Source organism: Rhodococcus sp. F64268, from assembly GCF_023015605.1.
GTDB lineage: Bacteria > Actinomycetota > Actinomycetes > Mycobacteriales > Mycobacteriaceae > Rhodococcus.
On the sequence record NZ_JALKAI010000003.1, the window covers coordinates 203,708 to 229,310 of the forward strand.

At 66.3% G+C, this 25,603-nt stretch carries 26 protein-coding genes; 11 read left to right on the top strand and 15 right to left on the bottom strand.

Features of this window, described 5'->3' with window-relative positions:
• Position 1: 1 nt before the first annotated feature.
• The 5 genes from nrdI to MWU77_RS09445 form a co-directional block, all read right to left on the bottom strand.
• Positions 2–454: a class Ib ribonucleoside-diphosphate reductase assembly flavoprotein NrdI gene (nrdI, locus tag MWU77_RS09425; protein WP_169686013.1), complete on the bottom strand. Its 453-nt coding sequence runs from the start codon at positions 452–454 to the stop codon at positions 2–4.
• A gap of 81 nt (positions 455–535) precedes the next feature.
• The gene (locus tag MWU77_RS09430) at positions 536–766 is read right to left on the bottom strand and encodes a redoxin NrdH (RefSeq protein WP_169686011.1); all 231 of its coding nucleotides are present in this window, start codon (positions 764–766) and stop codon (positions 536–538) included.
• Positions 767–1,093: 327 nt separating this feature from the next.
• Positions 1,094–3,184 carry a xanthine dehydrogenase family protein molybdopterin-binding subunit gene (locus MWU77_RS09435; protein WP_169686009.1) on the bottom strand — a complete coding sequence of 697 codons (2,091 nt, stop codon included), beginning with the start codon at positions 3,182–3,184 and terminating at the stop codon, positions 1,094–1,096.
• Entirely contained in the window at positions 3,181–4,182 is a 1,002-nt protein-coding gene (locus tag MWU77_RS09440; RefSeq protein ID WP_169686822.1) for a xanthine dehydrogenase family protein subunit M, read from the bottom strand. Before MWU77_RS09440 ends, MWU77_RS09435 begins: the two co-directional genes overlap by 4 nt.
• Positions 4,182–4,757: a 2Fe-2S iron-sulfur cluster-binding protein gene (locus tag MWU77_RS09445; RefSeq protein WP_169686007.1), complete on the bottom strand. Its 576-nt coding sequence runs from the start codon at positions 4,755–4,757 to the stop codon at positions 4,182–4,184. Before MWU77_RS09445 ends, MWU77_RS09440 begins: the two co-directional genes overlap by 1 nt.
• Before the next feature lie 340 nt (positions 4,758–5,097).
• Between MWU77_RS09445 and fepB the strand changes: the two genes are divergently transcribed.
• Positions 5,098–5,958 carry a Fe2+-enterobactin ABC transporter substrate-binding protein gene (fepB, locus tag MWU77_RS09450; RefSeq protein WP_247273525.1) on the top strand — a complete coding sequence of 287 codons (861 nt, stop codon included), beginning with the start codon at positions 5,098–5,100 and terminating at the stop codon, positions 5,956–5,958.
• A 93-nt stretch (positions 5,959–6,051) separates the two neighbouring features.
• Here the strand turns inward: fepB and MWU77_RS09455 are convergent, their stop codons facing one another.
• Positions 6,052–6,615: an NAD(P)H-dependent oxidoreductase gene (locus MWU77_RS09455; protein ID WP_169686005.1), complete on the bottom strand. Its 564-nt coding sequence runs from the start codon at positions 6,613–6,615 to the stop codon at positions 6,052–6,054.
• 108 nt (positions 6,616–6,723) lie between these two features.
• Between MWU77_RS09455 and MWU77_RS09460 the strand changes: the two genes are divergently transcribed.
• Positions 6,724–7,320, top strand: coding sequence for a TetR/AcrR family transcriptional regulator (locus MWU77_RS09460; RefSeq protein ID WP_169686820.1), 597 nt, complete (start codon positions 6,724–6,726; stop codon positions 7,318–7,320).
• Positions 7,321–7,364: 44 nt separating this feature from the next.
• The gene (locus MWU77_RS09465; RefSeq protein WP_247273526.1) at positions 7,365–8,159 is read left to right on the top strand and encodes an META domain-containing protein; all 795 of its coding nucleotides are present in this window, start codon (positions 7,365–7,367) and stop codon (positions 8,157–8,159) included.
• 27 nt (positions 8,160–8,186) lie between these two features.
• Here MWU77_RS09465 and MWU77_RS09470 read toward each other — a convergent pair whose 3' ends face one another.
• A complete protein-coding gene (locus MWU77_RS09470) occupies positions 8,187–8,735 on the bottom strand; it encodes a nucleosidase (protein WP_247273527.1) in 549 nt (182 codons plus the stop codon).
• Between the two features lie 116 nt (positions 8,736–8,851).
• Between MWU77_RS09470 and nadE the strand changes: the two genes are divergently transcribed.
• On the top strand, positions 8,852–9,691 hold the full coding sequence (gene nadE, locus MWU77_RS09475) for an ammonia-dependent NAD(+) synthetase (protein WP_169685999.1): 840 nt from the start codon (positions 8,852–8,854) through the stop codon (positions 9,689–9,691).
• A 3-nt stretch (positions 9,692–9,694) separates the two neighbouring features.
• Here nadE and MWU77_RS09480 read toward each other — a convergent pair whose 3' ends face one another.
• Both MWU77_RS09480 and moaA read right to left on the bottom strand, forming a co-directional pair.
• Entirely contained in the window at positions 9,695–9,958 is a 264-nt protein-coding gene (locus MWU77_RS09480) for a MoaD/ThiS family protein (protein WP_169685997.1), read from the bottom strand.
• A 4-nt stretch (positions 9,959–9,962) separates the two neighbouring features.
• Positions 9,963–11,021, bottom strand: a complete 1,059-nt coding sequence (gene moaA / locus MWU77_RS09485; RefSeq protein ID WP_169685995.1) for a GTP 3',8-cyclase MoaA — start codon at positions 11,019–11,021, stop codon at positions 9,963–9,965.
• 87 nt (positions 11,022–11,108) lie between these two features.
• Between moaA and glp the strand changes: the two genes are divergently transcribed.
• The 4 genes from glp to MWU77_RS09505 all read left to right on the top strand — a co-directional run bounded on the left by glp (position 11,109) and on the right by MWU77_RS09505 (position 15,415).
• Positions 11,109–12,302, top strand: a complete 1,194-nt coding sequence (gene glp, locus MWU77_RS09490; protein ID WP_247273528.1) for a gephyrin-like molybdotransferase Glp — start codon at positions 11,109–11,111, stop codon at positions 12,300–12,302.
• Positions 12,299–13,285 (top strand): bifunctional molybdenum cofactor biosynthesis protein MoaC/MoaB, encoded by a 987-nt coding sequence (gene moaCB / locus MWU77_RS09495; RefSeq protein WP_247273529.1) that lies wholly within the window; start codon positions 12,299–12,301, stop codon positions 13,283–13,285. Before glp ends, moaCB begins: the two co-directional genes overlap by 4 nt.
• Positions 13,278–13,694: a molybdenum cofactor biosynthesis protein MoaE gene (locus MWU77_RS09500; RefSeq protein WP_247273530.1), complete on the top strand. Its 417-nt coding sequence runs from the start codon at positions 13,278–13,280 to the stop codon at positions 13,692–13,694. The genes moaCB and MWU77_RS09500 overlap by 8 nt, the downstream gene beginning before the upstream one ends.
• Positions 13,695–13,975: 281 nt before the next feature.
• Complete coding sequence (locus tag MWU77_RS09505; RefSeq protein WP_247273531.1) at positions 13,976–15,415, top strand: DEAD/DEAH box helicase; 1,440 nt, start codon at positions 13,976–13,978, stop codon at positions 15,413–15,415.
• A gap of 41 nt (positions 15,416–15,456) precedes the next feature.
• Here the strand turns inward: MWU77_RS09505 and MWU77_RS09510 are convergent, their stop codons facing one another.
• The 3 genes from MWU77_RS09510 to MWU77_RS09520 form a co-directional block, all read right to left on the bottom strand.
• Entirely contained in the window at positions 15,457–16,479 is a 1,023-nt protein-coding gene (locus MWU77_RS09510; RefSeq protein WP_169685987.1) for a GTP-binding protein, read from the bottom strand.
• Positions 16,480–16,608: 129 nt separating this feature from the next.
• Positions 16,609–17,247: an MBL fold metallo-hydrolase gene (locus MWU77_RS09515; RefSeq protein ID WP_247273532.1), complete on the bottom strand. Its 639-nt coding sequence runs from the start codon at positions 17,245–17,247 to the stop codon at positions 16,609–16,611.
• A complete protein-coding gene (locus MWU77_RS09520) occupies positions 17,244–18,329 on the bottom strand; it encodes an S-(hydroxymethyl)mycothiol dehydrogenase (RefSeq protein ID WP_169685983.1) in 1,086 nt (361 codons plus the stop codon). The genes MWU77_RS09515 and MWU77_RS09520 overlap by 4 nt, the downstream gene beginning before the upstream one ends.
• Positions 18,330–18,573: 244 nt before the next feature.
• Here MWU77_RS09520 and MWU77_RS09525 point away from each other — a divergent pair, with 244 nt between their 5' ends.
• Positions 18,574–20,391: a cutinase family protein gene (locus MWU77_RS09525; RefSeq protein WP_247273533.1), complete on the top strand. Its 1,818-nt coding sequence runs from the start codon at positions 18,574–18,576 to the stop codon at positions 20,389–20,391.
• Between the two features lie 41 nt (positions 20,392–20,432).
• Here MWU77_RS09525 and MWU77_RS09530 read toward each other — a convergent pair whose 3' ends face one another.
• On the bottom strand, positions 20,433–21,710 hold the full coding sequence (locus MWU77_RS09530) for a LuxR C-terminal-related transcriptional regulator (RefSeq protein WP_169685979.1): 1,278 nt from the start codon (positions 21,708–21,710) through the stop codon (positions 20,433–20,435).
• 64 nt (positions 21,711–21,774) lie between these two features.
• Here MWU77_RS09530 and MWU77_RS09535 point away from each other — a divergent pair, with 64 nt between their 5' ends.
• The gene (locus MWU77_RS09535; protein WP_169685977.1) at positions 21,775–23,304 is read left to right on the top strand and encodes a long-chain fatty acid--CoA ligase; all 1,530 of its coding nucleotides are present in this window, start codon (positions 21,775–21,777) and stop codon (positions 23,302–23,304) included.
• On the opposite strand, the gene MWU77_RS09540 is transcribed toward MWU77_RS09535, so the two are convergent.
• On the bottom strand, positions 23,283–23,648 hold the full coding sequence (locus MWU77_RS09540) for a nuclear transport factor 2 family protein (protein WP_206039478.1): 366 nt from the start codon (positions 23,646–23,648) through the stop codon (positions 23,283–23,285). The genes MWU77_RS09535 and MWU77_RS09540 overlap by 22 nt on opposite strands.
• Positions 23,649–23,718: 70 nt before the next feature.
• On the opposite strand from MWU77_RS09540, the gene MWU77_RS09545 reads away from it, so the two are divergent.
• On the top strand, positions 23,719–24,594 hold the full coding sequence (locus tag MWU77_RS09545; RefSeq protein ID WP_247273534.1) for a LysR family transcriptional regulator: 876 nt from the start codon (positions 23,719–23,721) through the stop codon (positions 24,592–24,594).
• Here MWU77_RS09545 and MWU77_RS09550 read toward each other — a convergent pair.
• On the bottom strand, positions 24,589–25,596 hold the full coding sequence (locus MWU77_RS09550; protein ID WP_247273535.1) for an AraC family transcriptional regulator: 1,008 nt from the start codon (positions 25,594–25,596) through the stop codon (positions 24,589–24,591). The two genes, MWU77_RS09545 and MWU77_RS09550, sit on opposite strands and share 6 nt — an antisense overlap.
• Positions 25,597–25,603 lie beyond the last annotated feature (7 nt).

Sequence of the window (25,603 nt, forward strand, 5' to 3'; positions counted from 1 at the left end):
GTTATGCCGTCCGGAGGCTCTGCCCCCAGAATTGCGCGAGACCATCTCGAACGCGCTCGACGTCGTCGGCTGTGCCCATCAATTCGAACCGATACAGATACGGCACCTTGCACTTTCGCGAGACGATGTCGCCCGCGAAACAGAACGATTCACCGAAATTGGTGTTTCCTGCCGCGATCACCCCGCGAATAAGACTCCGGTTGTGCTCGTTGTTCAAGAATCGGATCACCTGTTTGGGCACGAAATTCGTGTCGCGACCCGTGATGTTGGTGCCGCCCCCGTACGTAGGCAGGATCAATACGTACGGAGTGTGAACTTCGAACGCGACCCCGCGGTCGTGCAGCGGGATCCGGATTGCCGGGATCCCGAGTTTCTGCACGAACCGGTGGGTGTTCTCGGATGCGCTCGAGAAGTAGACCAGAGACGTCCCCGGGGTTGATCCCTGCGAGGTCATCGGTACTCACCAACTTTTCGGTCGATTGTGAAGACCGGTCCGGATTGCGGTGGTCGTACTGCCGCGGCGGGCCGCGTGGGGTCAGGCTGCGACCGCAAGCGCCTTGATGCGATCGGGACGGAACCCCGACCAGTGATCCTCGCCGGCCACCACAACGGGCGCCTGGAGGTAGCCCAGCGCCATCACGTAATCGCGGGCTTCGGGGTCCTCGGAGATGTCGACGACCGAGTAGTCGATACCGGCCTTGTCGAGGGCACGATAGGTGGCATTGCACTGGACGCAAGCAGGCTTGGTGTAGACGGTGATGCTCATGAAAACCCCTCTTTCACACGGCCCTGACCGGCCGGAAGACTGACTGCTGCGCGACGGAGGAACGCCCATCGAACCAACTCGATCCCACTTCCCCGAGGGATCGATCACGTTGTGGGCTTCCAACGGTCTAGACACTACACCTTGTGCCCGACGGATACATAGAACCCAGGATGTTGTGAGTTACATTCTTGATATTCGCAGGTCGCCTGACTTTCCCGCCTTCGGATCAGGTGCTCGAGCGGCGTGTCGGCACCGCCTTTCACGGGCGTTTCCACACAGTGTGACGCGATCCACCGACAAGTGCGGTGGGACGCGTCACCGTTGCGGTCAGGGCAGCGCCTGGAACACGTCCTCGAGGCGTGCGGGCAGATCTCTCACCCGAACTCCCGTCGCGTGCCACAACGCGTTGACGACAGCAGCTGCACTCCCGACGATGCCGATCTCCCCGACGCCTCGCGACCCCGTTGGTGTGGCCCGCATATCGTCCTCATCGAGCCACCCGGCGTCGACCTCGCCGATGTCGGCGTGGGTGGGCACGTGATACTCGGCCAGATCGTGATTCACGACGTGCCCGAAGCGATCGTCACGAACGCTTTCCTCGAACAGCGCCATCGAGATGCCGAAGCACATTCCCCCGATGAACTGGGAGCGGGCCGTGCGGGGATTGATCACCCGCCCCACGGAGAACATTCCCAGCATTCTCGGCACCCTGATCTCACCGGTGTCGGAATCGACGTGGACCTCCACGAAATGTGCGCCGTACGACTGAGCACGGTGATGCTCGAGCTCTCGATTCTCCCCTGCCGTCGCTGTCACCTCGGCGCCGGCTTCGGGTCGGTCTCCGAATCGTTTCCGGAATTCCTCGGCAGCCGTGACGATCGCGGTGCCCCACGACGAGGTACCCGACGACCCTCCGGCGACGGTCGCGTTGGGCAACGCGCTGTCGCCGATCTCGACGCGCACGTTCTCCACGTTGCAGCCGAGCGCGTCAGCGGCAATGAGGGTCAAGGCCGTCCACGCACCTGTCCCCAGGTCCGCTGCAGCGATCCGCACAATGAACCGGTCGTCGCCTTCGTGATGGATCGTTGCTCCCGAGCCGGGATTGACCATATGCGGATATGTGGCGACCGCGACACCCGTGCCGGTGAGCCACCGCCCGTGACGTCGAAGCCCTGGTTCGCGATCGTCCGGATCCCAGCCGAACCGTCGTGCACCCTCCTGGAGGCACTCGACCAGCCTCCGCGACGACCACGTCGCCCCGGTCTCCGGGTCCACCTCGGGTTCGTTGCGAATACGCAGTTCGATCGGGTCGATTCCGCACGCGGTCGCGAGTTCGTCCATCGCAACTTCCCCGGCGTACATCCCGGGTGCCTCACCGGGAGCCCGCATCCAGAACGGCGCGGGCACGTCCAATGCCACCGCCCGGTGGGCGGTCCTCAGGTTCGGTACCCGGTACAGGCTTCTGGCCGACACCGCGGCCTGCTCGACGAACTCCGCGACGTGCGACGACTGCGTGTATGCCTCGTGGATCATTCCCTCGAGCCTGCCGTTGCGATCGGCCGCGATACGCACGTGTGACGACGTCGGGGCTCGGTATCCGACGTAGCCGAACATGTCCTGTCGTGAGACCGCGAACTTCACCGCGCGTCCCGGTAGCATGCGTGCGGCCATGGAGGCGAGCACGTCATGCGCATGGGGCGCGCCCTTCGATCCGAATCCCCCACCGATATACGGGCAGATCACGCGGATCTGCGCGGGATCGATACCCAGAACGGGCGCGAGTGCGTCCACCACTCCGTGCGGGTGCTGAGTCGAATCGTAGAGTGTCAACTCGTCGTGTTCCCACAACGCCACCACCGTGTGTGGTTCGAGCGGATTGTTGTGTTCCTCGGGGGTCGAATACCACTGGTCGACAACGATCTCAGCAGTATCGAACACAGCGTCGACGTCGCCGCGTTCGCTGTCTGCGGGATAACCGCCATTGGCTTTCTCCGGCGCATACATCGCCGGGTGATCGTGCCGAAATGCCACATCATGCGGCTGCGGCGCGTAGTCGATGATCAACAGATCGCAAGCCTGCCTGGCCACTTCGGGCGTCTCCGCGATCACAGCCGCAACCATCTGCCCCCGATACAGGACATCCGGGCTCTGAAGGACGAAATACTCGCCTTCCGCTTCGGCGGTAAGACGTGGGGCATCGAAGGGAGAGAGCACAGCCAGCACTCCGGGAACCGCCCGTGCCGCTACCGTGTCGATGGTCTGCACACGGCCGCGCGCGATCGTCGCGGTCGCAGGTACGAGATACGCAGGATCGGAAACGTGATGCTCGTATGCATACGGCGCGGTTCCCGTCACCTTTCTCGATCCGTCCACCCGTGCAGTCGACGTGCCGATGGCACGGTTTTCGAGGCGCCTCATGCGAACTCCTCCCGAGAGATGCGGTGGGCGAGGTCGCGCAGTACAGCGACGACGGTGCGCCGAAGCAACGTCACCTTGAAGGCGTTCCCGTCGACCGGCCGGGCGGCGGCGAGTTCGGCGTCCGCCGCCGCGGTGAACGCCTCGTCACTCGGGGACTGCCCGAGCAGCATCTCCTCGGCACGGTGTGCACGCCATGGCCTGTGCGACACTCCACCGAACGCGAGTCGGCAACCACTGATCGCACCGTCGCTCACGGTCAGTTCCGCCGCGACCGACACCAGGGCGAACGCAAACGCTGCGCGATCCCTCACTTTGCGGTAGTCAGAGGCACTACCCTGCGGTGCGGGAATATGGACGCCTACAACGAGGTCATCGCGGGCAAGAGTGGTGTCGAGTTCGGGTGTGTCCCCGGGCAGTCGGTACAACTCTTCGATCGGGATGGCCCGTTCCCCTTCCGGACCGAGGACGACGGCTTCGGCATCGAGAGCGAGCATCGCCACCGCCATGTCGGACGGGTGGGTCGCGACGCATCGATCGGACGCCCCGAACAGCGCGTGATACCGCGTGTAGCCGCCGAGGGCCGAACATCCGCTGCCGGGTTCGCGCTTGTTGCACGGCGTCGACAGGTCACGAAAGTACACACACCGGGTGCGCTGCAGAAGGTTGCCTCCCGTGGTCGCCGAATTCCTCAGCTGCGGCGAAGCGCCCGAGAGCAACGCACGGGCCAGCATCGGATAGCGCCGCCGCACCACCCGATGCGCGGCGAGATCGCTGTTCCGCACGTTGGCGCCGATGCGGACGCCACCGTCCGCAGCGTCGACGATGTCGTCGAGCGACAGTCGCGAGATATCGACCAGCAGGCCAGGTGTCTCGACTCCGAGTTTCAGGTTGTCGACGAGATTGGTCCCTCCTGCAAGAAATGTGGCATCGGGGTTGTCATGGACGAGCGCGACCGCACCGGCTGGGTCCGTAGCCCGTTCGTAGCGCAACAGCTTCATCACTCGCGCCCTCCGGTCGATACGCCCGGTCTTTCTCGCGCGATCTCGGCGATCGCAGCAACGATGTTCGGATATGCCCCGCACCGGCACAGATTTCCGCTCATTCGCTCACGGATCTCGTTGCCGTCGAGAGCGACAGTCGAGTCGAGATCCTCGGTGACGTAGCTGGGACTTCCGTGCGCAGCCTCGTCGAGCATCCCGACTGCAGAACAGATCTGACCGGGCGTGCAGTACCCGCACTGGAACGCATCGTCGTCGATGAACCGCTGCTGAAGTGGATGCAACTTGCCCTCGGAGGACAGCCCGGAGGCAGTGACGATATGCGCCCCCTCGTGGGAGACCGCGAGAGCGAGACAGGCCACGGCACGGCGGCCGTCGAGCAGTACGGTGCACGACCCGCACTGACCGTGATCGCACCCTTTCTTTGCAGAGATGATGTCGAGACGATCGCGAAGCGCGTCGAGAACAGTGGTACGCACATCGACCCTGACGCGCCGTTCTGCGCCGTCGACATGGAGCACTATGTCGCGCTCGTATCCGTTCGAGACGGAGGCCGATACGTTTTCCGTTGCCATGAGCGAACCTTCCGAACGGTGGGCTGTGCACTGGGCATTCCCGTCGGCGACTCGTTCCAATCGTTTGCCGGCGGAATCGCAGATATCGAGCCATGGCAACCCCGTGATTTAGGTAACGCTGGCCTAACCGTAGGATTGCAATGCCGGTCTCGGCATCAGCACGCAGGAGGAAGATCTTGTCCACAACATTGCACCGCCGCCGTAGTCGCGGCGCCCGCCTGGTGGCGGCCGCCGGCGCCCTGGCACTCGGAGTCACCATGACGGCGTGCTCGTCCGGTACCGAGTCGAATGAGGAGGCTTCGAGCCTGCCACCCAATCGAGCGGGGAATGGCCGCGCACCGTGGAGACCTCCGAGGGCCCCGTCACCCTCGATGCCCAACCCGAACGGATCGTGTCGACGAGCGTGACCCTCACCGGTACCCTGCTCGCCCTCGATGCACCGCTGTACGGCACCGCCGCGCAGCCGCCGAGCACAGTCACCGACGAGAACGGCCTGTTCACACAATGGGCCGATATCGCAGCCGACCGCGACGTCGAGACCCTCTACCAGGGCGAGCCCGATATCGAGGCGATCACCGCAGCGACACCGGATCTCATCGTCGTCTCGTCGAGCGGTGCAGATTCCACCCTCGATCAGGTCGAACTTCTCTCCCGGATTGCACCGACCCTCGTCTACGACTACTCGGACAAGTCGTGGCAGGACCTGACGGTGCAGATGGCCGAGGCCGTCGGCGCAGAGGAGCGGGCGGACGAGCTTCTTCACGAGTTCGACACCAAGGTCGACGAAGCGAAGACCGCGATCGCACCCGCACTCGCCGAGGAGAACACGGTGAGCATCCTCACCTACAACTCCCCAGAGGATTCCCGGGTCTTCACCGGCGAGTCCGCTCAGGGCCGCCTCGCCACCCGGCTGGGATTCGAGATCGCGTCCGTTCCCGAGACGGCAGGAGCAGCCGCTGCGGGACGCTCGGACATCATCGCCGTGGCGACCGAGAACCTGTCGCTGGCGCTGACCGGAGCGAACACGTTCATCATCAACGCCCTACCGGAGGACGCCGACCGCTTGAAGACCGATCCGACGCTGGCCAACACGAAGTCGGTCCAGAACGACGCCGTCTACGCGCTCGGCTACGACAGCTTCCGTCTCGATTACTACAGCGCGACCAACGTCATCGATCGCATCGTCGACGCGCTCGGCTGACCCAGCACCCGGCGGCGACGCGCTCCGATATCGACATGGGAACGGGCCGGAAGCCTCTGAGGTTTCCGGCCCGTTCCCATGCGAAAGTCATGATCAGGCGCTGGCGAGAGCTGCCTTCGCATCGGCGAGCGCGACCACCACGGCAGAGATCTGCTCGGCGGTCTGAGCGTGCTCCTTGGCATGCGCCTCGCCGAACTTACCGAAGGTCTCTCCGATGGTGAGTGATCCACCCTCGATGACCTTGCCACCGGCGATACCGGCAGCCTTCGTCGTGTCTTCGAGCGCCCATTTGCCTGCGTTCTGGCTCGGCGACTGACTCACGACAGCGACCGGCTTGCCTGTCATCGCGCCCACACCGTACGGCCGGGAGAGCCAATCGATGGCGTTCTTGAGAACGGCAGAGATGGTGCCGTTGTACTCGGGCGTGACGAGCAGAAACGCGTCCGCGTCCGCGGCAGCATCGCGCAGCGCAGCAGCAGCGGCCGGAACGGTCTCGCCGTCGAGATCTTCGTTGTAGAAGGGGACCTCTGCGAGGCCCTCGTACACGGTGACCTCGACTTCGTCGGGCGAAACTGCGACGGCGGTCTCCGCAAGCTGGCGGGTGACAGCTGCGGTACGGAGGCTGCCGACGAGGGCGAGAACTCGGGTCTGGGCCATGATCGGATCCTTAAAATCTGGGAAGCAACTACGCCGAGCATAACCGGACTGCGGTCCGATTCCATTCCGGGTCGGATAAAGTGTGACCTTGTGAACACCCCGCTACCCATGGCCAGCGAAAGCACCGAACGGTGCGACGCCGCACGCAACCGACAGCGCCTCCTCGACGCCGCCGCGATGCTCGTCGCCGAACGCGGACCTGACGCGGTGACCATGGACGCCCTCGCAGCGCGCGCCGGCGTCGGCAAGGGAACGGTGTTCCGTCGCTTCGGCTCACGTGCGGGACTCATGGCTGCGCTCCTCGATCACAGCGAGTCCGCATTCCAGTACGCCTGCATGTACGGTCCTCCCCCGCTCGGGCCCGACGCCGCGCCGATCGCGCGGCTGATCGCATTCGGCCGGGCGCGCATCGAACTCGTCGAAGTCCAGGGCGAACTCCTCCGCGCGGCGGAGAGCTCCGTCGAGACCCGCCACGGCAACGCTCCCAGGCAGGTCTCGCTCATCCACCTCGAAATGCTCCTGCGCACGATCGGGATGGGCACCCGGTCCGGCCTGCTCGCCCACTCGCTGTTGGCCGCACTCGACCCCGGATTGATCCTGTACCAGTGGCGCGAGCTCGGCCATTCGCTGAAAGAACTCGCCGACAACTGGGCCGACCTCGCGCACAGGGTCGTCACCGGCGACGGTATTCCGAGCACCGAGTAGTCCAGATGAACCCGAGTGCAGAACACTCCACGTAGCGTGAGCGGATGACTCGCATCCTCGGCCTCCTAGCGCTGTGTTCCGTGGCAGTCGCTGTCTCCGCATGCAGCACCGGCGCATCCGATCCCTCCGGATCCGGTTCTGCCGACGATCTCACCGGTCGCACGTTCATCTCGACCGAGGTGAACGGCAGTCCGATTCCCGGCGGTGGGCCACTCGTCGTGGAATTCCCGGAACCCGGCCGACTCGCCGCGACCGCCGGGTGCAACCGCTTCGCCGGTGCGGTCGATCTCGCTGACAGCACCCTGCGTTCCCCTGATCTTGCGAGCACGATGATGGCGTGCCCGCCCCCTCGCGACGGAGCCGACGGATGGCTGAGTTCCCTCGTCGCCGAGTCTCCGCAGTGGAGCCTCGACGGCGACGCGCTCACCCTCACCGGTGACGGAACGACGGTGTTTCTCACCGACAAGAAGGTCGTCGACCCCGACCGGCCGATCAGCGGAACCGAATGGTTCGTCACAACCGTGCGCACCTCCGACGCGGTCATGTCGTCGGCCGCGCTGGATGAGACCGCCCCTGAACTGGTGGTCACGGAGGACGGACAGGTCTCGGGCAGCACCGGATGCAACCGGTTCACCGGAACCGCCGAAGTCAGCGATGGCACCATCGTGTTCGGTCCGCTGGCGACCACCCGCGCCGCGTGCACCGACCCCGAACTCACCGAGATCGAAAACCACGTCCTCGCGGTCCTCTCGGGTGAAACGACCTACGTGATCGACGGGGCCGAGATGACACTCACCGCGTCGAACGGTGTCGATGGGCTGGGCTACCGCGCCCGCTAGGCCCCAGTGTCGTCGGAACCAGTGTCGTCAGAACCGCTCCTCGAGCCACTGTGCGAGGGCCCGTCCGGCGACGTCGATCTGCTTCGGCCAGTCCATTGCCGACTCGTCGGCGTGGTCGCTGACGTACTTCACCAACCGCGCTCGCGTCCCCATATGGCACGCAGCGGACGCCACCGCGAACCCTTCCATGTCGACGAGATCGGCACGCGCTGCCAACGCGTCACGGACCTCTGCGTCGGAGACGAACGTGTCGCCCGTCGCGAGGACGGTGCCGTCACCCTCATCGACCGAGAGTTCGTCCTCGACCGGATGCCCGAGACTGCGCAGCACCTTGCTGCTGATGTCGTGATTGATCACCGTCGACGGCACGTAGAGTCCGCCGTGATGACCGTGCAGCGCACCCGCCGTACCGATGTTGACGACGAGCGGCCGTGCGTCTTCGGGGTAGCGCGCAAGCGCCGCAGTGACCGCAACTGCCGCGGTGACCTTCCCGATGCCGGTGATCAGGACGTCGTACCGGTCTGCCACATGCGCCGCTTCGGCCTTCGTCGCGGATACGACGAGAATCCCCTTCATACGCTGCCCTTCCCGGTCCGATCGGTTGCGCGCGCACCACCCGGTGCAGCAACAACCAGTTTCCCGCACCGTATCGCGGCTCATCGCACGTCGGCGACATGACCTAGAGTTCCCGCATGGAGAATCTTCGCGATCGCATCATCGATGAACTCGGAGTCCGACCCACCCTCGACCCGCGGGCCGAAATCGACGCGCGCGTGCAGTTTCTCGCGGACTACCTGCGCAGCACCCCGGCAAGAGGCTTCGTGCTCGGAATCAGCGGAGGACAGGACAGCACCCTGGCGGGTCGCCTCGTGCAGCTCGCGGCGGAGTCACTGCGCTCCGACGGGCACGAGGCCGAGTTCGTCGCTGTCCGCCTCCCCTACGGTGAACAGGCCGACGAACACGATGCGCGGATCGCACTCGACTTCATCAGGCCGGACCGCGAGTTCCGCGTCAACGTCAAGCCCGGTGCCGACGCGACGGCGGCCGAAGCTGCAGAGGGCATCCGAGAGCTCCTCGGACCCGAGACCGGACTCCGCGACTTCGTCCGCGGCAACATCAAAGCCCGCGAGCGCATGATGCTGCAATACGCGATTGCGGGCCAGCTCGGCTACCTGGTGGTCGGCACAGATCACGCGGCAGAAGCCGTCACCGGCTTCTTCACCAAGTTCGGGGACGGCGGGGTCGACATCACCCCGCTCACCGGTCTGACGAAGCGACAGGGCGCGGCGCTCCTACGCGAACTGGGTGCGCCGGAGACGACGTGGAAGAAGATTCCGACCGCAGACCTCGAGGACGATCGGCCGGCCCTGCCCGACGAAGTCGCACTCGGCATGACCTACGCCGAGATCGACGACTACCTCGAAGGCAAGGACGTCACCGCGGAGGTGGCAGAAAAGGTCGAGCGCATGTTCCTCGCGACGAGGCACAAGCGGACGGTGCCGGTCACTCCGTACGACACCTGGTGGCGCTGAGCGCTACCCGCCGGCGAAGGGCGGTAACACGTCCACCTTCGCCCCCGCCGGGTAGGTCAGATCTCGGGTGAGTTCGCCACCCCCCGCTCCCGGTTCGACGAGGTACGCGGCGACCGACAGGACCCGTTCCATGTCGGCGCCGTGTCGCTCGATCAGAGCCGCGCGCAGTGCTGCCAGGTCGGAGCCGACCGCGAGGTCGACCGTCTCCTTCTCCCGTCCCGCGGCGTCGGCTGCCGCCGCGAAGTACCGCACCTCGATCCCGGTCATCTGATCAACCACCGATTGCTCCCATACTGCGTTCCGGCGGAACGAAATCCGCCGCGTCGATGCCGTGTCCGGCCCACTTGTTCCACATCGCGCCGCGCCACAACGCGGCAAGCTCGTCGTCGGTCGCACCACCACGGATCGCCGCCCGCAGATCGGTCTCCCGATCACTGAACAGGCACGACCGTACGGTGCCCTCCGCCGTCAGACGCGTGCGGTCGCAGTCCGAACAGAACGACCGGGTCACCGAGGCGATGATCCCCACCGTCGCGGGGCCCCCGTCGACGGACCACCGTTCCGCGGGAGCCGACGGGTCCTCACGGGCGGTCTCGGTGAGAGTGAAGCGGGCACCGAGCACCTCGAGCAGACGCTGTGCGGTGACCATGTTCGTCCGCGCCCATTCGTGGTCGGCGTCGAGGGGCATCTCCTCGATGAACCGCAGTTCGACGCCTTCGTCGAGGCACCACTGCAGGAGGTCGGCGGCGCCGTCGAGGGTTTCGGGCATGAGGACCGCGTTGACCTTGACCCGAGTGAATCCGACGGTCTTGGCCGCGCGGATGCCTGCGAGGACCGAGTCGAGTCGGTCGCGGCGGGTCAGCCGGGCGAAATGATCGCGGTCGACGGTGTCGAGGGAGATGTTGATGCGGGACAGTCCGGCGTCGCGGAGGCCCTGTGCGCGGTGGGCGAGTCCGACGGCGTTGCTGGTCAGCGCCAGGGGCACGTCGGGGGCGATGCGGCGGCAGCCGGCGATGATGTCTTCGAGGTCGCGGCGCATGAGGGGTTCACCGCCGGTGAACCGCACTTCCTGTACGCCGAGTCGGCCGGTGGCGACTCCGACCAGGCGCACGATTTCTGCGGTGGTGAGCAGTTGCTCGCGCGGGATCGGGGGTAGGCCTTCTTCGGGCATGCAGTAGGTGCAGCGCAGGGAGCATTTTTCGGTGATGGAGACGCGCAGGTCCCGTGCGACGCGCCCGAAGCGGTCGAGCAGGTCGGGCACGTCGGGGCGGTCCGATACGTCGTCGGTCCCCCCGCGCACGGACGGCATTCCCACATCCACGGCAGTCACAGAATCACCGGCCTCATGCCGCCAGTATGCCTATCGAACGCGCCCGGCGATACGAATGCCACGGAAGGCACCGGTACGGTAGTCGCCATGGCAGGCGGCAGGCGGTCCGTGGAGGAACATGCACAGCACGTAGCGGAGCTTCTCGAACCGCTCCGGTCGGTACCTTCTGTCCAGGTGCCGCTTGCACGGTCGCTGGGCCGGACACTGGCCGAGCCGGTCCACGCACCGATCTCGCTTCCTCCGTTCCGGAACTCTCAGATGGATGGTTACGCCGTCGACGCAGCGTCGGTCGCCTCCGTGCCCGTCACGCTGACCGTGCAGGCCGTCATCGCTGCCGGCGACGCAGTCTCCACCCTGAACGGAGGCGCCGCACTCAAGATCATGACCGGTGCTCCGATCCCCGACGGTGCCGATGCGGTCGTTCCGGTCGAGGACACCGAGACAGACGACGCGGCGGGCACCGTCACCGTGCATCGCACGGCCACCTCCGGCACGTACGTGCGCGAGGCCGGCAGCGATGTGCACGCCGGGGAGCTTCTGCTCCCCGCCGGCACGGTTCTCGCGGCCCGGCACATCTCGGTCCTCGCCGCAGTGGGCCTGACCGACGTGCCTGTTCGGCAGCGTCCCCGTGTCGCGGTGATCTCCACGGGCAGTGAGCTCGTCACCCCTGGCGAAGCACTCGAGCCCGGGAAGATCTACAACTCGAACGGTCCGGCTCTCGCGGCGAGTGCCGCCGCGAACGGCGCCGAGGTCGCCTCGATCGCGCACTGCGAGGACGACCCCGACGAGTTCGCCGCCATGATCGCCCACGCCGTGGCCGTCGCCGATGTCGTCTTCACCTCCGGCGGCGTCTCGAAGGGCGATTTCGAGGTCGTCAAGGACACCCTCGAGCCGCGTGGCGGCACCTTCGTGTCGGTGGCAATGCAACCGGGCGGACCGCAGGGCACCGCTGTCGTCGACGGCGTACCGATCCTGACGTTCCCCGGTAACCCCGTGAGCGCGCTGGTCTCGTTCGAGGTCTTCGCCCGTCCGCTCCTGCGCGACCTCGCGGGACTACCTGCCGTCGTTTCCGGCACGCGACCGCTTGCTGATGGCATCAAGTCCATGCCGGGCCGTCGTCAGTTCCTGCGCGCCCGTCTCGATGGTGACAATGTGGTGCCTCTGCCCGGACACGGTTCTCATCTGGTTGCGGGACTGGCCACCGCGGATGCGCTGATCGACGTCGACCCCGACACCACCACCCTCGAATCCGGAGATCTCGTGAAAGTGCTTCCACTGTGAGCGAATTGAGTCATCTCGACGACCAAGGCCGCGCGCGGATGGTCGACGTCTCGACGAAGAGCGATACGCATCGAGTCGCCGTCGCTGCAGGCGAGTTGGCGACCACCGCCGAGGTGATCGCGCTCGTCCGCGCCGACGACATGCCGAAGGCAGACGTACTGGCCACCGCCCGCATCGCAGGCATCGGCGCAGCCAAGCGCACGTGGGAATTGATTCCCCTGTGCCACCAGCTTGCCCTGTCGACGGTGAAAGTGACGTTCGGTTTCACCGACACGACGATCACGATCGAGGCCGTCGCAAAGACCACCGGCCCGACCGGGGTCGAGATGGAGGCACTCACCGCGGTGGCCGTCGCCGGCCTCACCCTGCACGACATGGTCAAAGCCGTCGATCCCGCGGCGGTACTCAACGGTGTACGGCTGGTGTCGAAGGAAGGCGGCAAGCGGGGGCGGTGGTTCCGTGACGACGCACCCGAGCAATCCGATACGTCGGTAACCGAACCGGCGGCGGCACGATCCGCCGTCGTCGTGGTGTCCTCCACCGGCGTGGCCGCAGGTACCCGCGACGACAAGACCGGCCCGACGATCGAGAAGTGGCTCACCGAGCGGGGGTTCACCGTACGGGGGCCGCTGATCTACGCCGATGCGCAGATCGCCTCGGGCCTGGCCGACGCCCTCACCGGCGGCCCCGCCCTGCTCATCACCACCGGCGGCACCGGAGCGTCCCCCACCGACGCCACGCCCGAAGCCACCCTCGCGGTCCTCGACCGCGAACTGCCCGGTGTCGCCGACTCCATCCGACGGCGCGGCCTCGACGTCACACCGCACGCGGTGCTCTCCCGCGGAGTCGCCGGCCTCGCCGGATCCACGGTCGTGGTGAATTTGCCCGGGTCGCCGGGCGGGGTCAAGGACGGGCTCGCCGCACTCGACCCGATCCTCGATCATCTGTTGGCGCAAGTATCCGGAGGCGGAGCCCATGAGTGACCTATTTGCAAGAATTTCGTCGGAGCCGTTGGATCCTGCCGCGGTGGACGCCGCAGTCGCCGGACCCGAACACGGCGCAGTGGTGGTGTTCACCGGCGCGGTGCGCAACCACGACGGCGGCAAGGCAGTGACGGCGCTCGAATACAAGTCGCACCCGGACGCCGAGGCGTTCCTGCGGCGCGTCTGCGAGGAGGTGGCGACGGAATCCGGTCTTCCGGTCGCGGCGGTCCATCGGGTGGGCGAACTCACCATCGGCGATCTCGCGATCGTCACGGCGGTCGCCGCACCGCACCGAGCAGAGGCATTCGCGACGTGCGCCGAACTCGTCGAACGCATCAAACATGAAGTGCCCATTTGGAAACGGCAGCAGTTCGCCGACGGACTCTCCGAGTGGGTCGGCGTCTGCTGACCACCCCTGCCCTTCCGAGCGAATGGCACCGTCCCCGCCTCGGACGCGGCGACGGTGCCATTCGCTCACATGCGGGGACGCTGGTTCGGCGACGCGTGGGGTAGGCTGTCCCGGTTCGGGTGTCACGACGACATCCACCGTCGTGGGATACCGGCGGCCCGGGATCGTGCCCGGCCCGCAAGCGCACTTCATCGGCCTTCCTCGCGGCGATCACACCGCACCATCTCGGGACCGCTCCCGTATGCGTGCACACACGCCGCAGTGAAAGGCAGCGCTGTTCTATGACCACATCCTTTTCCGATCTCGGGGTTCCCCGTCCCCTCGTCGCCGCACTGAGCGACTCGGGCATCACCAGTCCGTTCCCCATCCAGGCGGATACCCTTCCCGATTCGCTCGCGGGTCGCGACGTCCTCGGCCGCGGCCGCACGGGCAGCGGCAAGACCCTCGCCTTCTCGATCCCACTGACTGCCCGCCTCTCAGGAGGTTCGACGCGCGCTGCCGGACGCCCCCGCGGCCTGGTGCTCGCCCCCACCCGCGAACTCGCCACCCAGATCGCCGCTGTGGTCGAGCCCCTCGCCCACACCGCGGGTCTACGGGTCACCACGATCTTCGGTGGCGTGTCCCAGAACCGTCAGGTCGAAGCCCTCCGGCGCGGCGTCGACATCGTCATCGCCTGCCCGGGCCGCCTCGAGGACCTGATGCGTCAGGGTTTCGTGAGCCTCGATTCGGTCGAGGTCACCGTCCTCGACGAGGCGGATCACATGGCCGACCTCGGATTCCTGCCCGGCGTCACCCGTATCCTGAACGCCACCGCAAAGGACGGGCAGCGACTGCTGTTCTCGGCGACGCTGGACAATGGTGTCGACAAGCTCGTCAAGAAGTTCCTGAGCAACCCGATCCTCCATTCGGTCGACGAGGCCAACTCTCCCGTTGCCGCGATGACGCACCACGTGTTCGACGTCGCAGGCGTCGATGCGAAGAAGGACCTCGTGCGCACCCTCGCGTCGGGGACGGGTCGTCGAATCCTGTTCATGCGCACCAAACATCAGGCCCGCAAGCTCGCCAAGCAGCTCACCGACTCCGGTATCCCCTCGGTGGATCTGCATGGCAACCTGTCGCAGAACGCACGCGACCGGAACCTGGCGGCGTTCGCATCAGGTGAGGCACGCGTGCTCGTTGCCACCGACGTTGCGGCACGTGGTGTGCATGTCGACGACGTACAACTGGTCGTGCACGTGGATCCGCCTGCCGAACACAAGGCCTACCTGCACCGGTCCGGACGGACCGCGCGCGCAGGCAGCGCAGGCGATGTGGTGACCCTCGTGCTCCCGGACCAGCGCAAGGACCTCGCGACCATCATGCGCAAGGCGTCGATCAATGTCACTCCGGTGAAGACCACCGCCATTTCCGAGCACGTCCTCGCGCTTGTCGGCGAGATCGCGCCGCACGTGCCGCCCGCTCCGAAGCAGGCGGCGACATCCGGGTCGAACCGCCCGGCTCGTTCCGGTGCTCGCCGCAACGGCGGCTCTCGCCAGGGCACCGGTACACGCAGCGAAGGTGGAGCACGCCAAGGCGGATCGGGTCGTCAGGGCTCGGGGGCACGCAACGGTTCCGCCGCACGCCAGGGCGCGGCGGGGGGTCGTCGTACCGCAGCAGCAGGCCAGGGCGCAGCGGGCGGCGGCCGACGTCGGGCACCGCGCCGCAACACAGCTGCCCACTAGAAACACCCCGCGGTTGCGCCGCCGAGTACGTAAACAGGTTCTCAGCGCGGCGTGAACCGGTGGACGGCGTACATCGCGTCCGCCGACACCGGTTCGCCCGCCACGCAGCGATGCAGCTGCTCGCGAACGGCGTCGGAATCCAGATCGGCCCCGATGACGACGAGCCGGGTGGTTTCCGGGGCGTCGTCGCCGCGACCGGGTGGTTCGAATCGGATATGGTCGCCGACCGTCTGCAACAGGTATCGGGTCGAGCGCAGGCCCGCGGTGACCGTCACATAGCCCTTGATCCGGAATACTCCGGCCGGCTGGTTCTCCAGGAGATCTACGAGCGCGCGCGGATGCAAGGGTGCGTCGCTTTCGAAGGTGATGGAGTCGTACCCGTCGTGCAGGTGCCGATGATCGTGCTCGTCCTCTTCGCGGAGGAGGTCGTCGAGGGTGAGCTGTTCGCCGGCTCGTGGTTCGGCACGCCCGGAGAAATCGAACAGCAGACCCGGGTCGATCCGACCACGCTCGGTCGAGACCACCGCCGCACGTGCGTTGAGTCCGCACAGGCGGCCGAGCAGGTCGTCGTGGGCGTCCGCGTCGACGCGATCGGTCTTGTTGAGCAGAATCAGATCGGCCATTGCAACGTGCTGGTCGAGTTCGGGATGCCGCTCCCGCGTGTTGTCGAACTCGTAGGCGTCGACCACGAGGACCAGGCCACCGTAGGTGATGTACTCGTTCTCCGAGCTCACGACGAGCCGCACCATGTTGCGTGGTTCGGCCAGCCCACTCGCTTCGACGACGATGACGTCGAGATCGGATTTCGGGTGTGCGAGTCTGTCGAGCATCGCGTCCATGTCGCTGACGTCGACCGCACAGCACAGACATCCGTTGCTGAGCGACACCATGGAGTCGACTTGACCGGCAACCATCATCGAGTCGATATTGACCGAGCCGAAGTCGTTGACTATCACCCCGATTCGTGCACCCCGGGTGTTTCGCAGCAGATGGTTGAGCAACGTGGTCTTACCCGACCCGAGGAAACCGGCGACAACGACGACCGGAATCTTCCGTTTCGCCATGTGTTCCTCCTCGACCGTCGTTCGTCCGGCCCATGCTAGGACGTGACCCGGCCGAGGGGGCCACCCGCCCTCGACGTGCCGTGCGCGGTTCCGGTAGCAGGCGCTACCGGAACCACGCACGGGTGGTAGTCAGCTACCTCGCTTGATCCACTCCTCCAGGTGCGGCGACTCGGTACCGATGGTGGTGCCGTCGCCGTGCCCGGTGTGCACTGTCGTCTCGGCAGGCAGAGCGAACAGCTTGTCGCGAATCGACCCGATGATCGTCGGGAAGTCCGAGAAGGAGCGTCCGGTCGCGCCCGGACCACCCGAGAACAGGGTGTCGCCGGTGAACAGTTCTCCGGCCTCCGGCACGTACAGGCAGGTCGAGCCCGGCGAATGGCCCGGCGTCGCGATCGCCTGGATGTCGGTACCCGCAACAGCAATCCGCTGACCATCCTCCAGCGTCCCGTGCGCGACGCCCGGATGGGTCATCTCCCACAGCATGTTGTCGGCCGGGTTCAGCAGGATCGGTGCGTCGAGGCGCTCCGAGAGCTCCGGTGCAACGGTGATGTGGTCGTTGTGCGCGTGTGTGCACACGATCGCCACGACCTTGCGACCATCGACGGCGTCGATGATGGGCTGTGCGCTGTGCGCAGCATCGATCACCACCACATCGTCGTCGTTGCCGACGAGCCAGATGTTGTTGTCGACTTGCCACTGGCCGCCGTCGAGCGCGAACACACCGGACGTGACGACCCGGTCGATCCTGATGGGGCTCGTCGCGCTCACAACACCACCACCGAACGCAGAACCTCACCGCGATGCATCGTCTCGAATGCCTTCTCGACATCGTCGATACCGATGCGCTCGGTGACGAACTTCTCGAGCGGAAGCCGTCCCTGCTGGTACAGGTCGACGTAGGTCGGGAAGTCGCGTTCGGGCAGGCAGTCGCCGTACCACGAACTCTTGAGCGACCCGCCGTGCGAGAAGAAGTCGATCAGCGGCATCTCGAGTGTCATGTCCGGGGTCGGTACGCCGACCAGGACGACCGTGCCTGCGAGGTCGCGGGCGTAGAACGCCTGCTTGTACGTCTCGGGGCGGCCGACCGCATCGATGACCACATCGGCGCCGAATCCTCCGGTGATCTCCTGGATGCGCTCGACCGCGTCGACGTTCGTCGAGTTGATCACGTGGGTGGCGCCGAGATCGGTGGCCCACTCGAGCTTCTTGTCGTCGCGGTCGACGGCGATGATCGTGCCCGCACCTGCGAGACGCGCACCCATGATGGCGGCGTCGCCGACACCGCCGCAGCCGATGACGGCGACGGACTGGCCTCGGGTGATGCCGCCGGTGTTGACTGCAGCACCCAGACCGGCCATCACGCCGCAGCCGAGCAGCCCCACGACCGCGGGATCGGCGGTCGGGTCGACCTTGGTGCACTGGCCTGCGTGTACCAGCGTCTTGTCGGCGAACGCGCCGATACCGAGGGCGGGGCTCAGTTCGGTTCCGTCTTCGAGGGTCATCTTCTGAGTGGCGTTGAAGGTATCGAAGCAGTACTGGGGTTGGCCTCGTTTGCACGCGCGACACCGACCGCACACGGCGCGCCAGTTCAGGACGACGAAGTCGCCCACCTCCACCGAGTCGACGCCGTCACCGACCGATTCGACGACACCCGCCGCCTCGTGACCGAGCAGGAACGGGAACTCGTCGTTGATGCCGCCTTCACGGTAGTGCAGGTCGGTGTGGCACACGCCGCACGCGGCGATCGCGACAACGACCTCACCCGGTCCCGGATCCGGAATGACAATGGGCACGACCTCGACGGGCGCACCCTTCGCACGTGCAACAACTCCCCGGACTGTCTGCGACATGGTGGTGTCTCCTTCGTGACGGTGTACGGAGCCTGATCGGCCTCCGCCACGACCATATCGACCCGCCGAGCTCTCCGAACCTGATCGAAGGGCGGGACCCACCTATCCGAACGACCAGCCGCTGCTTTCGGCGAATATCCGTCGATATGTAACGCGGCAGTAAGTTTCCGCGACGTGTGTGGTGACCCGCTCGTAATTCCCGCCCGGATTCTTCCGAATGGTGAGATCGGAATGGTAATTGCCCATGGCAACTCATAACTCGTCGTCCCGACGCCGCCTTCTGGCCGGCGTCATGGCTCCTGTCACTCTCGGCGTCGCGGCCATCGTCGCGATCACAGTGGCGCAGCCGAACGTGCCCACCACCGCAGATCCGGCACTCGTCGTGTCGACACAGGACTGCTACGACATGGTGACCATCTCGCTCGGTGGCAGAGGCGACGCGCCGCATGACCAGAGCAAGATGCTGGTCACGCCGGACGGGACCACGCTGCCCGCAGCGCTGTCGGACGATTACCACAGCCATTGGGTGGACCCGGTGGTCAACGCACCGCGGGACACGGTCGGCGACGAGTCCTACGCAGCCGTCTATGTCGACTACCCGGCTCACATGGACTCCTATGAGGAGGCCGTCAACGGCGGCGTCGAAAACACGAAGACGATCATCCAGGCCATCCAGGTTTCGTGCCCCGACACGAAGTTCGCCATCGTCGGCTACAGCCAGGGCGCCGATGTCGCGCGCCGGGCCGCCCAGGAAATCGGCAACCAGAAACCGAACGAGGACGGGTCGTACGACATCATCGATCCTGATTCGGTCGTGGGCGTGGTGATTCTCGCCGACGCCGGACGCGCTGCAGGTGAAGGGCAATTCCCCGGCGCCGAGAACGAATACGGCAATCCCGACGGATTCGACCGGAAGTACCAGGACGGCAAGGACAGCGCATCCGGAAGTGGTGCACTGCCCGACACCGGCGGCGGATTCGGTGCACTCGACGGCAAGGTCGCATCGTTCTGCTCCGAAGGCGACCTGACGTGCTCGGCGCCCGAGAACATCGCACTCCTGCAACTCGCGATCAACGTCGGACGGCAACTCAACATCGATGCGTTGCAGCGTGACGGGCTCACCCCGGAAACCGGTATGAACGTCGCCCAGGTTCTCAGCGGCGTGGCACTGGCCGCCCTCGCCGACATTTCCGCGAACGACGAGTGGATGCAATCGGACGAAACCTTCCTCGATGTGCTGATCAAGGTCTCGGATCCCACGTACGTCCCGAACGATCCTGCGGTGAAGAATGTTTCGACCGATGGTACCGAGGAGCCGATTCCCGCCGACCGTCTCGCGAACCTGGCGTACCTGCCCGAGAAACTGTTCAAGGAGGTCGTCGGTTTCATCGAGGACAACCAGAACACTCTCCAGGTGGCGCTGAGTGATCCGTACCAGCAGACCCTCGGCCCCGACACCGGACACCACTTCGACTACTGGCGCGACAACGGCGAGGGCAAGCCGTTGACCTCCGCCGAGTACGCGGCCGCATGGCTGACCCACCTCGCCGAGCAGGCGAAGAACGGTGAGCCGGTGAAGACCGACGTCGACCCGAAAACCGCGAAGCTCGGCATCGCGAGCGATGAGGCTCTCGCGGTCGAAACCACCTCCACCGCCACGACATCACCTTCCGAGGTTCCCGCAACCGATGCCACCGTCTCGACCGACGCCGCCGTCCCGACCGACGGCATTGCACCGGCGCCGGGGGCAGTCGTCCCCGCACCGGTCCAGGGCACCGCGCCTGTCAATGGCACCGCGCCTGTCAATGGCACCGCGCCTGTCGATGGCACCGCACCGGTGGACCCGCTCGCCGTACCCGCTCCCGGTGCGACCCCACCGGCCGAGGGGCTCGACATCCCGGCGCCCGGACTGACCCCGGCTCCCACAGCGACCACACCCGCACCTCCCGCGGGTGACGGCAGCGTGACCTCCCCCGACCAGCAGGTCCCGGGATCCACTGCAACAACGAAGGCACCGCAGCCAACCACCACCACGTCGGTGCGGGAACCCGCAGCAGCCTGACCTACGACCCGAGAAACAAAGTCCGAGTCACGAACTCGACGTCAGCCCGCGGCTTTGACACCGGCTTCCGCACCGAGTGCCGCTGCCTCGCCGCGGGTACTGACGTCGAGTTTTCTCATGAGGCTCGCGACGTGGAACTTGACCGTGGATTCGCTGACTCCCAACCGCTCTGCGATCACCCGGTTTCGCCGCCCCGCGACGAGGTGTTCGAGAACTTCGATCTCACGAGCGCCGAGTCGTGCCAGAGCATCGGCCGCGGCTCCCCCGGGTGTCGGTATCGGGAGGTCCAGGGGCAACGTCGCACTCACGCGGCAGCCCCATCCGGCCGTCGACTCGGATTCGATGGTGCCGCCCATCGTTTCGACCCGGTCACGTAGCCGGCGTTCGAGGTCGGCCGCGTCGACCTCGCCTTGCCCGTCGTCGCGGATATCGACGCCGAGTTGTGCGCCGTCGCAGCTCCACGCAACCCTGATACGCGTGACCTCGCTCTGCGCCGACATGGCGAGGACCGCTCCGCGAGCCAGCGCGCGGGCAGCGTGCGCGACCTCGCCGGGCAGCGCTCGTCCGTGGACGGGTGGACTCACCATTTCCAATTCGAGGTCACGGTGACGGACGAGAGAGCGCAATTCGCCGTGCATCCGGGCGAACGCTGTCGTCACCGCCTCTTCGGCCAGTTCACGGTGCGCGTCGACGGCCGAGCGCAGTGCGATCAATGCTCCCGTCGCGGTTTCGCGTGCCGTGGCGCGGGCACGGCTGTCGTCGAGATCCTTCGAACGCAGGGTCGCCAGGATCGTTTCCAGGGTGAGCGCGTGCGCTTCCGTGAGTTCGGCGACGGTACGCGCACGCTCCGCGGACGCCGCCCTCGATTCGGCAAGGTACGCGGGGCTCGCACTGTGTACCTGTAGCTGGATGCCGGTCGCGACGATCGCGAACAGCGACCGCACGAGCTCGAGAGACGCAGCGGAAGCGCGTGCTCCGCGTGGTACCAGGACGAGAAGGGTGTCGGTGCGATCCAGCATCACGCATACGTCCCGGTCCCGCCCCGCAACCCGCGCCGGACCTCGCCGGATCTCCCCTACCGTCAACTCGGTTCGGATCCGGTCGAGCTCCGCAATCGTGACCCGATCGACGATTGTGGGATCGCCCGCGACCTTGCGCGGCCGTCCGGTGCATTCACGTGTGAACACCACGAGTGCGCTGTGCGGAACGAGGGCGCCGATCAACACCGAGAAGCGCTGGCCGATCTCGGTCAACGGGCCCACCAGTACGTCCCTCGTGTCGGTGATCAGGATGTCGGGACGAGGCCGTGCAGTACTCACGGACCCACGATATCGGCCGGTATCATCCGATTTACCCCCCAGTCGCGGTAGGAGGTGTTCGGGTATGGACGCCGGAATCACTCCGAGTATCGACCACGGGCCCGGAACTGTGCCGCACCTGCTGCTCGACCGAGTACGTCGGACTCCCGGCGCAGAGGCATACACGTATCCGGATCGCGACGAGTGGCACGCCGTCACGTGGTCCGATGTGTACGCCGCGGTCGTGCCGCTGGCTGCGGGGTTGATCGCCCGCGGTGTCGTCGCCGGTGAGCGGGTCGCGATATGCGCTGCCACGAGCTTCTCTGCGATCCTCGCCGATCTCGCCATCGCCTGTGCCGGCGGTGTCGCGGTCCCGATCTATCCGGCCACCCGGGACGACGAAACTCGCACGCAGACCCATCGGGCCGGCGCTGTGCTCACGTTCGCCGACCGGCCGGTTCTCAGCAGTCCCGTTCAACACCTGGATCGTCTCGACGATCTCGCCGCGGAAGGCCGAGCACTGCTGGCGTCGGACCCCGGAGCGGTGTCCCGCCGGATCGCGGCACTGACCGCGGACGATCCGGCGTGGCTGATCTATACGGCGTGCGACGACGGCCGGACCAAAGGCGTGTGCCTGACCCACCGCGCCGCGACCTACGGCGCCGTCGCGGTGGCACAGACCGGCATCGTCTCCCCGGCCGACCGCCAGCTGCTGTGGCTCCCCCTTGCGCACGTGTTCGGTCGTGCATTGCTGCTGATGGGGATCCGGGTCGGCTTCCCCACCGCAGTCGACGGTCGTGCAGACCGCGTGGCAGACAATCTGCGGGCCACCCGGCCGACGTTTCTCGGATCGGTTCCTCACGTGCTCACCAAGGTCTGCACCCTCGACAGTGAGGATCTCGGTGGTCGATTGCGTTTCGCGATCTCGGGTTCTGCACGGTTGAGCGGCGAGGTGATCGAGCGCTTCGATCGTCGCGGGATACCCGTCCTCGAGTGCTACGGGATCACCGAGACCGCCGGACCGGCATGCGCGAACCGTCCCGACATGCGGCGCGTGGGTACGGTCGGTGTTCCGTTGCCCGGAACACGGATTCGCATCGACGCGGCCGGCGAACTGCTCATCCGCAGCCCCGGGGTGATGACCGGCTACGACCACGACCCGGCAGAGACGGCCGCAGCGCTCGACTCCGAACGTTGGTTCCACACGGGTGATCTCGCTCGAATCGATGCCGACGGGTTCGTCACGGTCACCGGGCGCAAGAAGGAGGTCTTCAAGACCAGCACTGGCAAATACGTGTGCCCGGCAGCGATCTCCGAACGGTTTCGTGCAGTGCTGCCGGGTGCCGAACTCGTCGTCGACGGTGAATTACGCCCGTACTGTGTGGGCCTCGTGTTCACCTCACTCCCCGATCCGGTGGTGGATGCCGCCCTCGACCGGTTGAATACAACCTTGAACCGCTGGGAGAAGGTCCGCCGGTTCTCGGTGATCCGCACGCCGCTGGACACGCACGACCAGAGCAAGGCCGGTAGACCGATCCGCGAGCGGGTGCTTACGCGTTACGCCACAGTCACTTCCGGCCTGTACGAGCGCGGTCAGTTCCGGAATTCCGGTTGATCGAGCAGGCGTAGCCAGCTGCCGTCCGACTGTCGACGCACCACCTGGGCTCGCGCCCCGGCACCGTCGCCGGGAGGCGTGCTGGTCAGCGCAATATCCCCGCTGGCCAGTGTCGGGAGCGGCGCCTCCGGTTCGAATCGTGGCGCGTTCGCGAGGACTGTAGCCCACAGTTCCCGGATCGCAGCCCGTCCGACGGTCGTCTGCCCCGGCGGATACGCCATCACTGCATTTTCTTCGTAGAGCGCTGCCACGCCGTCCGCGTCGCCCGCGTTGGACCGTTCGACGAAGAACCTGGTGAGGTCCTCTGGCCGGTAGGCCTTCTCGTACTGCATCTTCTGCGTCATATCTCCAGCATCGAGCACTCCGATTGAGAACTCCAACAGATTGTTCTTATCGGAACTAGAATCTGTGGTTATGGAACTGAGGCAGCTCGAGTACTTCGTCGCGGTCGCCGAGGAATGCAATTTCACCCGCGCTGCAGAACGGGTTCACATCAGCCAGTCCGGCGTGAGCGCGCAGATCCGGCAGCTCGAACGCGAACTGGGCGCCCCACTGTTCGAGCGTTCCGCGCGCACCGCCACCCTCACCACGGCAGGCAAGGCCGCGCTCGAACATGCCCGGGCCGCGCTGAATTCCGCGAAGTCGGTGAAGACCGCGGTCGATGAGGTCGGGGCGGTGATCCGAGGCGAGCTGACTGTCGGAATGGTCACCGCGTGCACGGTGACGCCTCTGTTCGACGCGCTGTCGCTGTTCCACCGCGCCCACCCCCGCGTCGAGATCGCCTTGCTGGAGGACTCGTCCGATCGCCTCGTCGAGCGGGTGCGGTCACGCGAGATGGATGTTGCGCTCGTCGGCACGCCGTACGGCCCTCCCGACGACCTCGAGTCGATCCTCCTGATCCAGGACCGGCTCGTCGCGGTGATACCCGACGAGCATCCGCTGGCGCGGCGGCCGGACATCAGGCTCGCCGAGGCCACGTCCCACCCGCTGGTGTGCCTGCCCATCGGTACCGGTATCCGATCGGTCCTCGACATTGCATGCCGTGCTCGCGGTATCGAACCGGCCATGGCGATGCAGGCGAGTGCACCCGATGCGGTCGTCGATCTCGCCGCACGGGGCCTCGGCGTCGCGATCCTGAGCGAATCGATGGTGGCATCTCGAACAGGACTGTCGATCGCTGTCATCGACGACGTCGACGTCCCCGCGACGTTGTCGCTGATCTGGTCGGTACCGGCAAGTCCCGCGCTGGGAGTATTGCTCACCCATCTCCGGCACGCCTTCGGCTCATGACTCCACGCTATGGCCGGTGCGGTACGCGTTCCTGTAGTCCGAGGGTCGGACGCCCGCGGTCCGCGTGAAGGCCGCACTGAAGGAGAACGCGTCTGCGTAGCCGACCTCGCGAGCGATACCGGCAATCGTGGGGTCGGTGCCGCGAAGCCGATCTGCGGCGATTGCCATGCGTCGCCCGGTCAGATACCGAATCGGGGATTCGCCGAGCAGTTCGGTGAAGCGCCGAGCGAACCACGCGCGTGACACCCCCGCTTCGGCAGCGAGGTCCGTGACAGTCCACGGGTAGCCAGGATGCTCGTGGATCAGCGTCAACGCCTGTCCGACGGCCGGGTCTGTCTGCGCGCGGTACCACCCTGGGACGGGGGCGTCCGGTCGCGCGAACCAGGCTCGCAACGCGACGATGAGCGTCAGGTCGAGCAGCCGGTCGAGCACGAGCTGCTGGCCCGGCGCGTCCTGAACGACCTCGTCCGCGAGTCGACACACCACCCAGTCCGGAACCTCACCGGCGGGCACGACCAGCACGTCCGGCAGAGCCGCGAGCAATCTGTCGTCGACGTCGCCTGCAACTTGGTAGGTGCCGTACACCACGACCGTCGTGTCGGCGCCCGGTGTCGCCGAGGCAGTTCGCCGACCGGTCCGCAGCTTTTCGGTGACGTCGACCCCGCCGGGTGTCGTGTAGCGATCGCCGGGCAGTGCGACGAGTTGCGGCGCGATTCCCGGCGCATCGGCCACCGTGTACGGCGACCGAAGGCTGACGATCGCGACGTCGCCCGGCCCGACTCGAACCGGCTCGGCGTCGTCGACGAGCACCCACATGTGACCTTCGATCACCGCGACGAGCATCAGCGGTGCGCCGTCGGCGATACGGATCGACCAGCCACGGGCCATCCCGGCCCGGTAGAGCACCGCACCGCGGGCTCGGACCCCATCGAGAAGATCGGTCAGAAGGTCGATGTGGCAATCGTAGAACGGCTGGTCCGTCGACTCGGTGGACGCGCACACATACGTA

Coding starts and splice junctions, on each gene's coding strand:
- nrdI (WP_169686013.1), bottom strand. CDS start 454: ATGACCTCGCAGGGATCAACCCCGGGGACGTCTCTGGTCTACTTCTCG.
- MWU77_RS09430 (WP_169686011.1), bottom strand. CDS start 766: ATGAGCATCACCGTCTACACCAAGCCTGCTTGCGTCCAGTGCAATGCC.
- MWU77_RS09435 (WP_169686009.1), bottom strand. CDS start 3,184: ATGAGGCGCCTCGAAAACCGTGCCATCGGCACGTCGACTGCACGGGTG.
- MWU77_RS09440 (WP_169686822.1), bottom strand. CDS start 4,182: ATGAAGCTGTTGCGCTACGAACGGGCTACGGACCCAGCCGGTGCGGTC.
- MWU77_RS09445 (WP_169686007.1), bottom strand. CDS start 4,757: ATGGCAACGGAAAACGTATCGGCCTCCGTCTCGAACGGATACGAGCGC.
- MWU77_RS09455 (WP_169686005.1), bottom strand. CDS start 6,615: ATGGCCCAGACCCGAGTTCTCGCCCTCGTCGGCAGCCTCCGTACCGCA.
- MWU77_RS09460 (WP_169686820.1), top strand. CDS start 6,724: ATGGCCAGCGAAAGCACCGAACGGTGCGACGCCGCACGCAACCGACAG.
- MWU77_RS09465 (WP_247273526.1), top strand. CDS start 7,365: ATGACTCGCATCCTCGGCCTCCTAGCGCTGTGTTCCGTGGCAGTCGCT.
- MWU77_RS09470 (WP_247273527.1), bottom strand. CDS start 8,735: ATGAAGGGGATTCTCGTCGTATCCGCGACGAAGGCCGAAGCGGCGCAT.
- nadE (WP_169685999.1), top strand. CDS start 8,852: ATGGAGAATCTTCGCGATCGCATCATCGATGAACTCGGAGTCCGACCC.
- MWU77_RS09480 (WP_169685997.1), bottom strand. CDS start 9,958: ATGACCGGGATCGAGGTGCGGTACTTCGCGGCGGCAGCCGACGCCGCG.
- glp (WP_247273528.1), top strand. CDS start 11,109: ATGGCAGGCGGCAGGCGGTCCGTGGAGGAACATGCACAGCACGTAGCG.
- MWU77_RS09500 (WP_247273530.1), top strand. CDS start 13,278: ATGAGTGACCTATTTGCAAGAATTTCGTCGGAGCCGTTGGATCCTGCC.
- MWU77_RS09505 (WP_247273531.1), top strand. CDS start 13,976: ATGACCACATCCTTTTCCGATCTCGGGGTTCCCCGTCCCCTCGTCGCC.
- MWU77_RS09510 (WP_169685987.1), bottom strand. CDS start 16,479: ATGGCGAAACGGAAGATTCCGGTCGTCGTTGTCGCCGGTTTCCTCGGG.
- MWU77_RS09520 (WP_169685983.1), bottom strand. CDS start 18,329: ATGTCGCAGACAGTCCGGGGAGTTGTTGCACGTGCGAAGGGTGCGCCC.
- MWU77_RS09525 (WP_247273533.1), top strand. CDS start 18,574: ATGGCAACTCATAACTCGTCGTCCCGACGCCGCCTTCTGGCCGGCGTC.
- MWU77_RS09535 (WP_169685977.1), top strand. CDS start 21,775: ATGGACGCCGGAATCACTCCGAGTATCGACCACGGGCCCGGAACTGTG.
- MWU77_RS09540 (WP_206039478.1), bottom strand. CDS start 23,648: ATGACGCAGAAGATGCAGTACGAGAAGGCCTACCGGCCAGAGGACCTC.
- MWU77_RS09545 (WP_247273534.1), top strand. CDS start 23,719: ATGGAACTGAGGCAGCTCGAGTACTTCGTCGCGGTCGCCGAGGAATGC.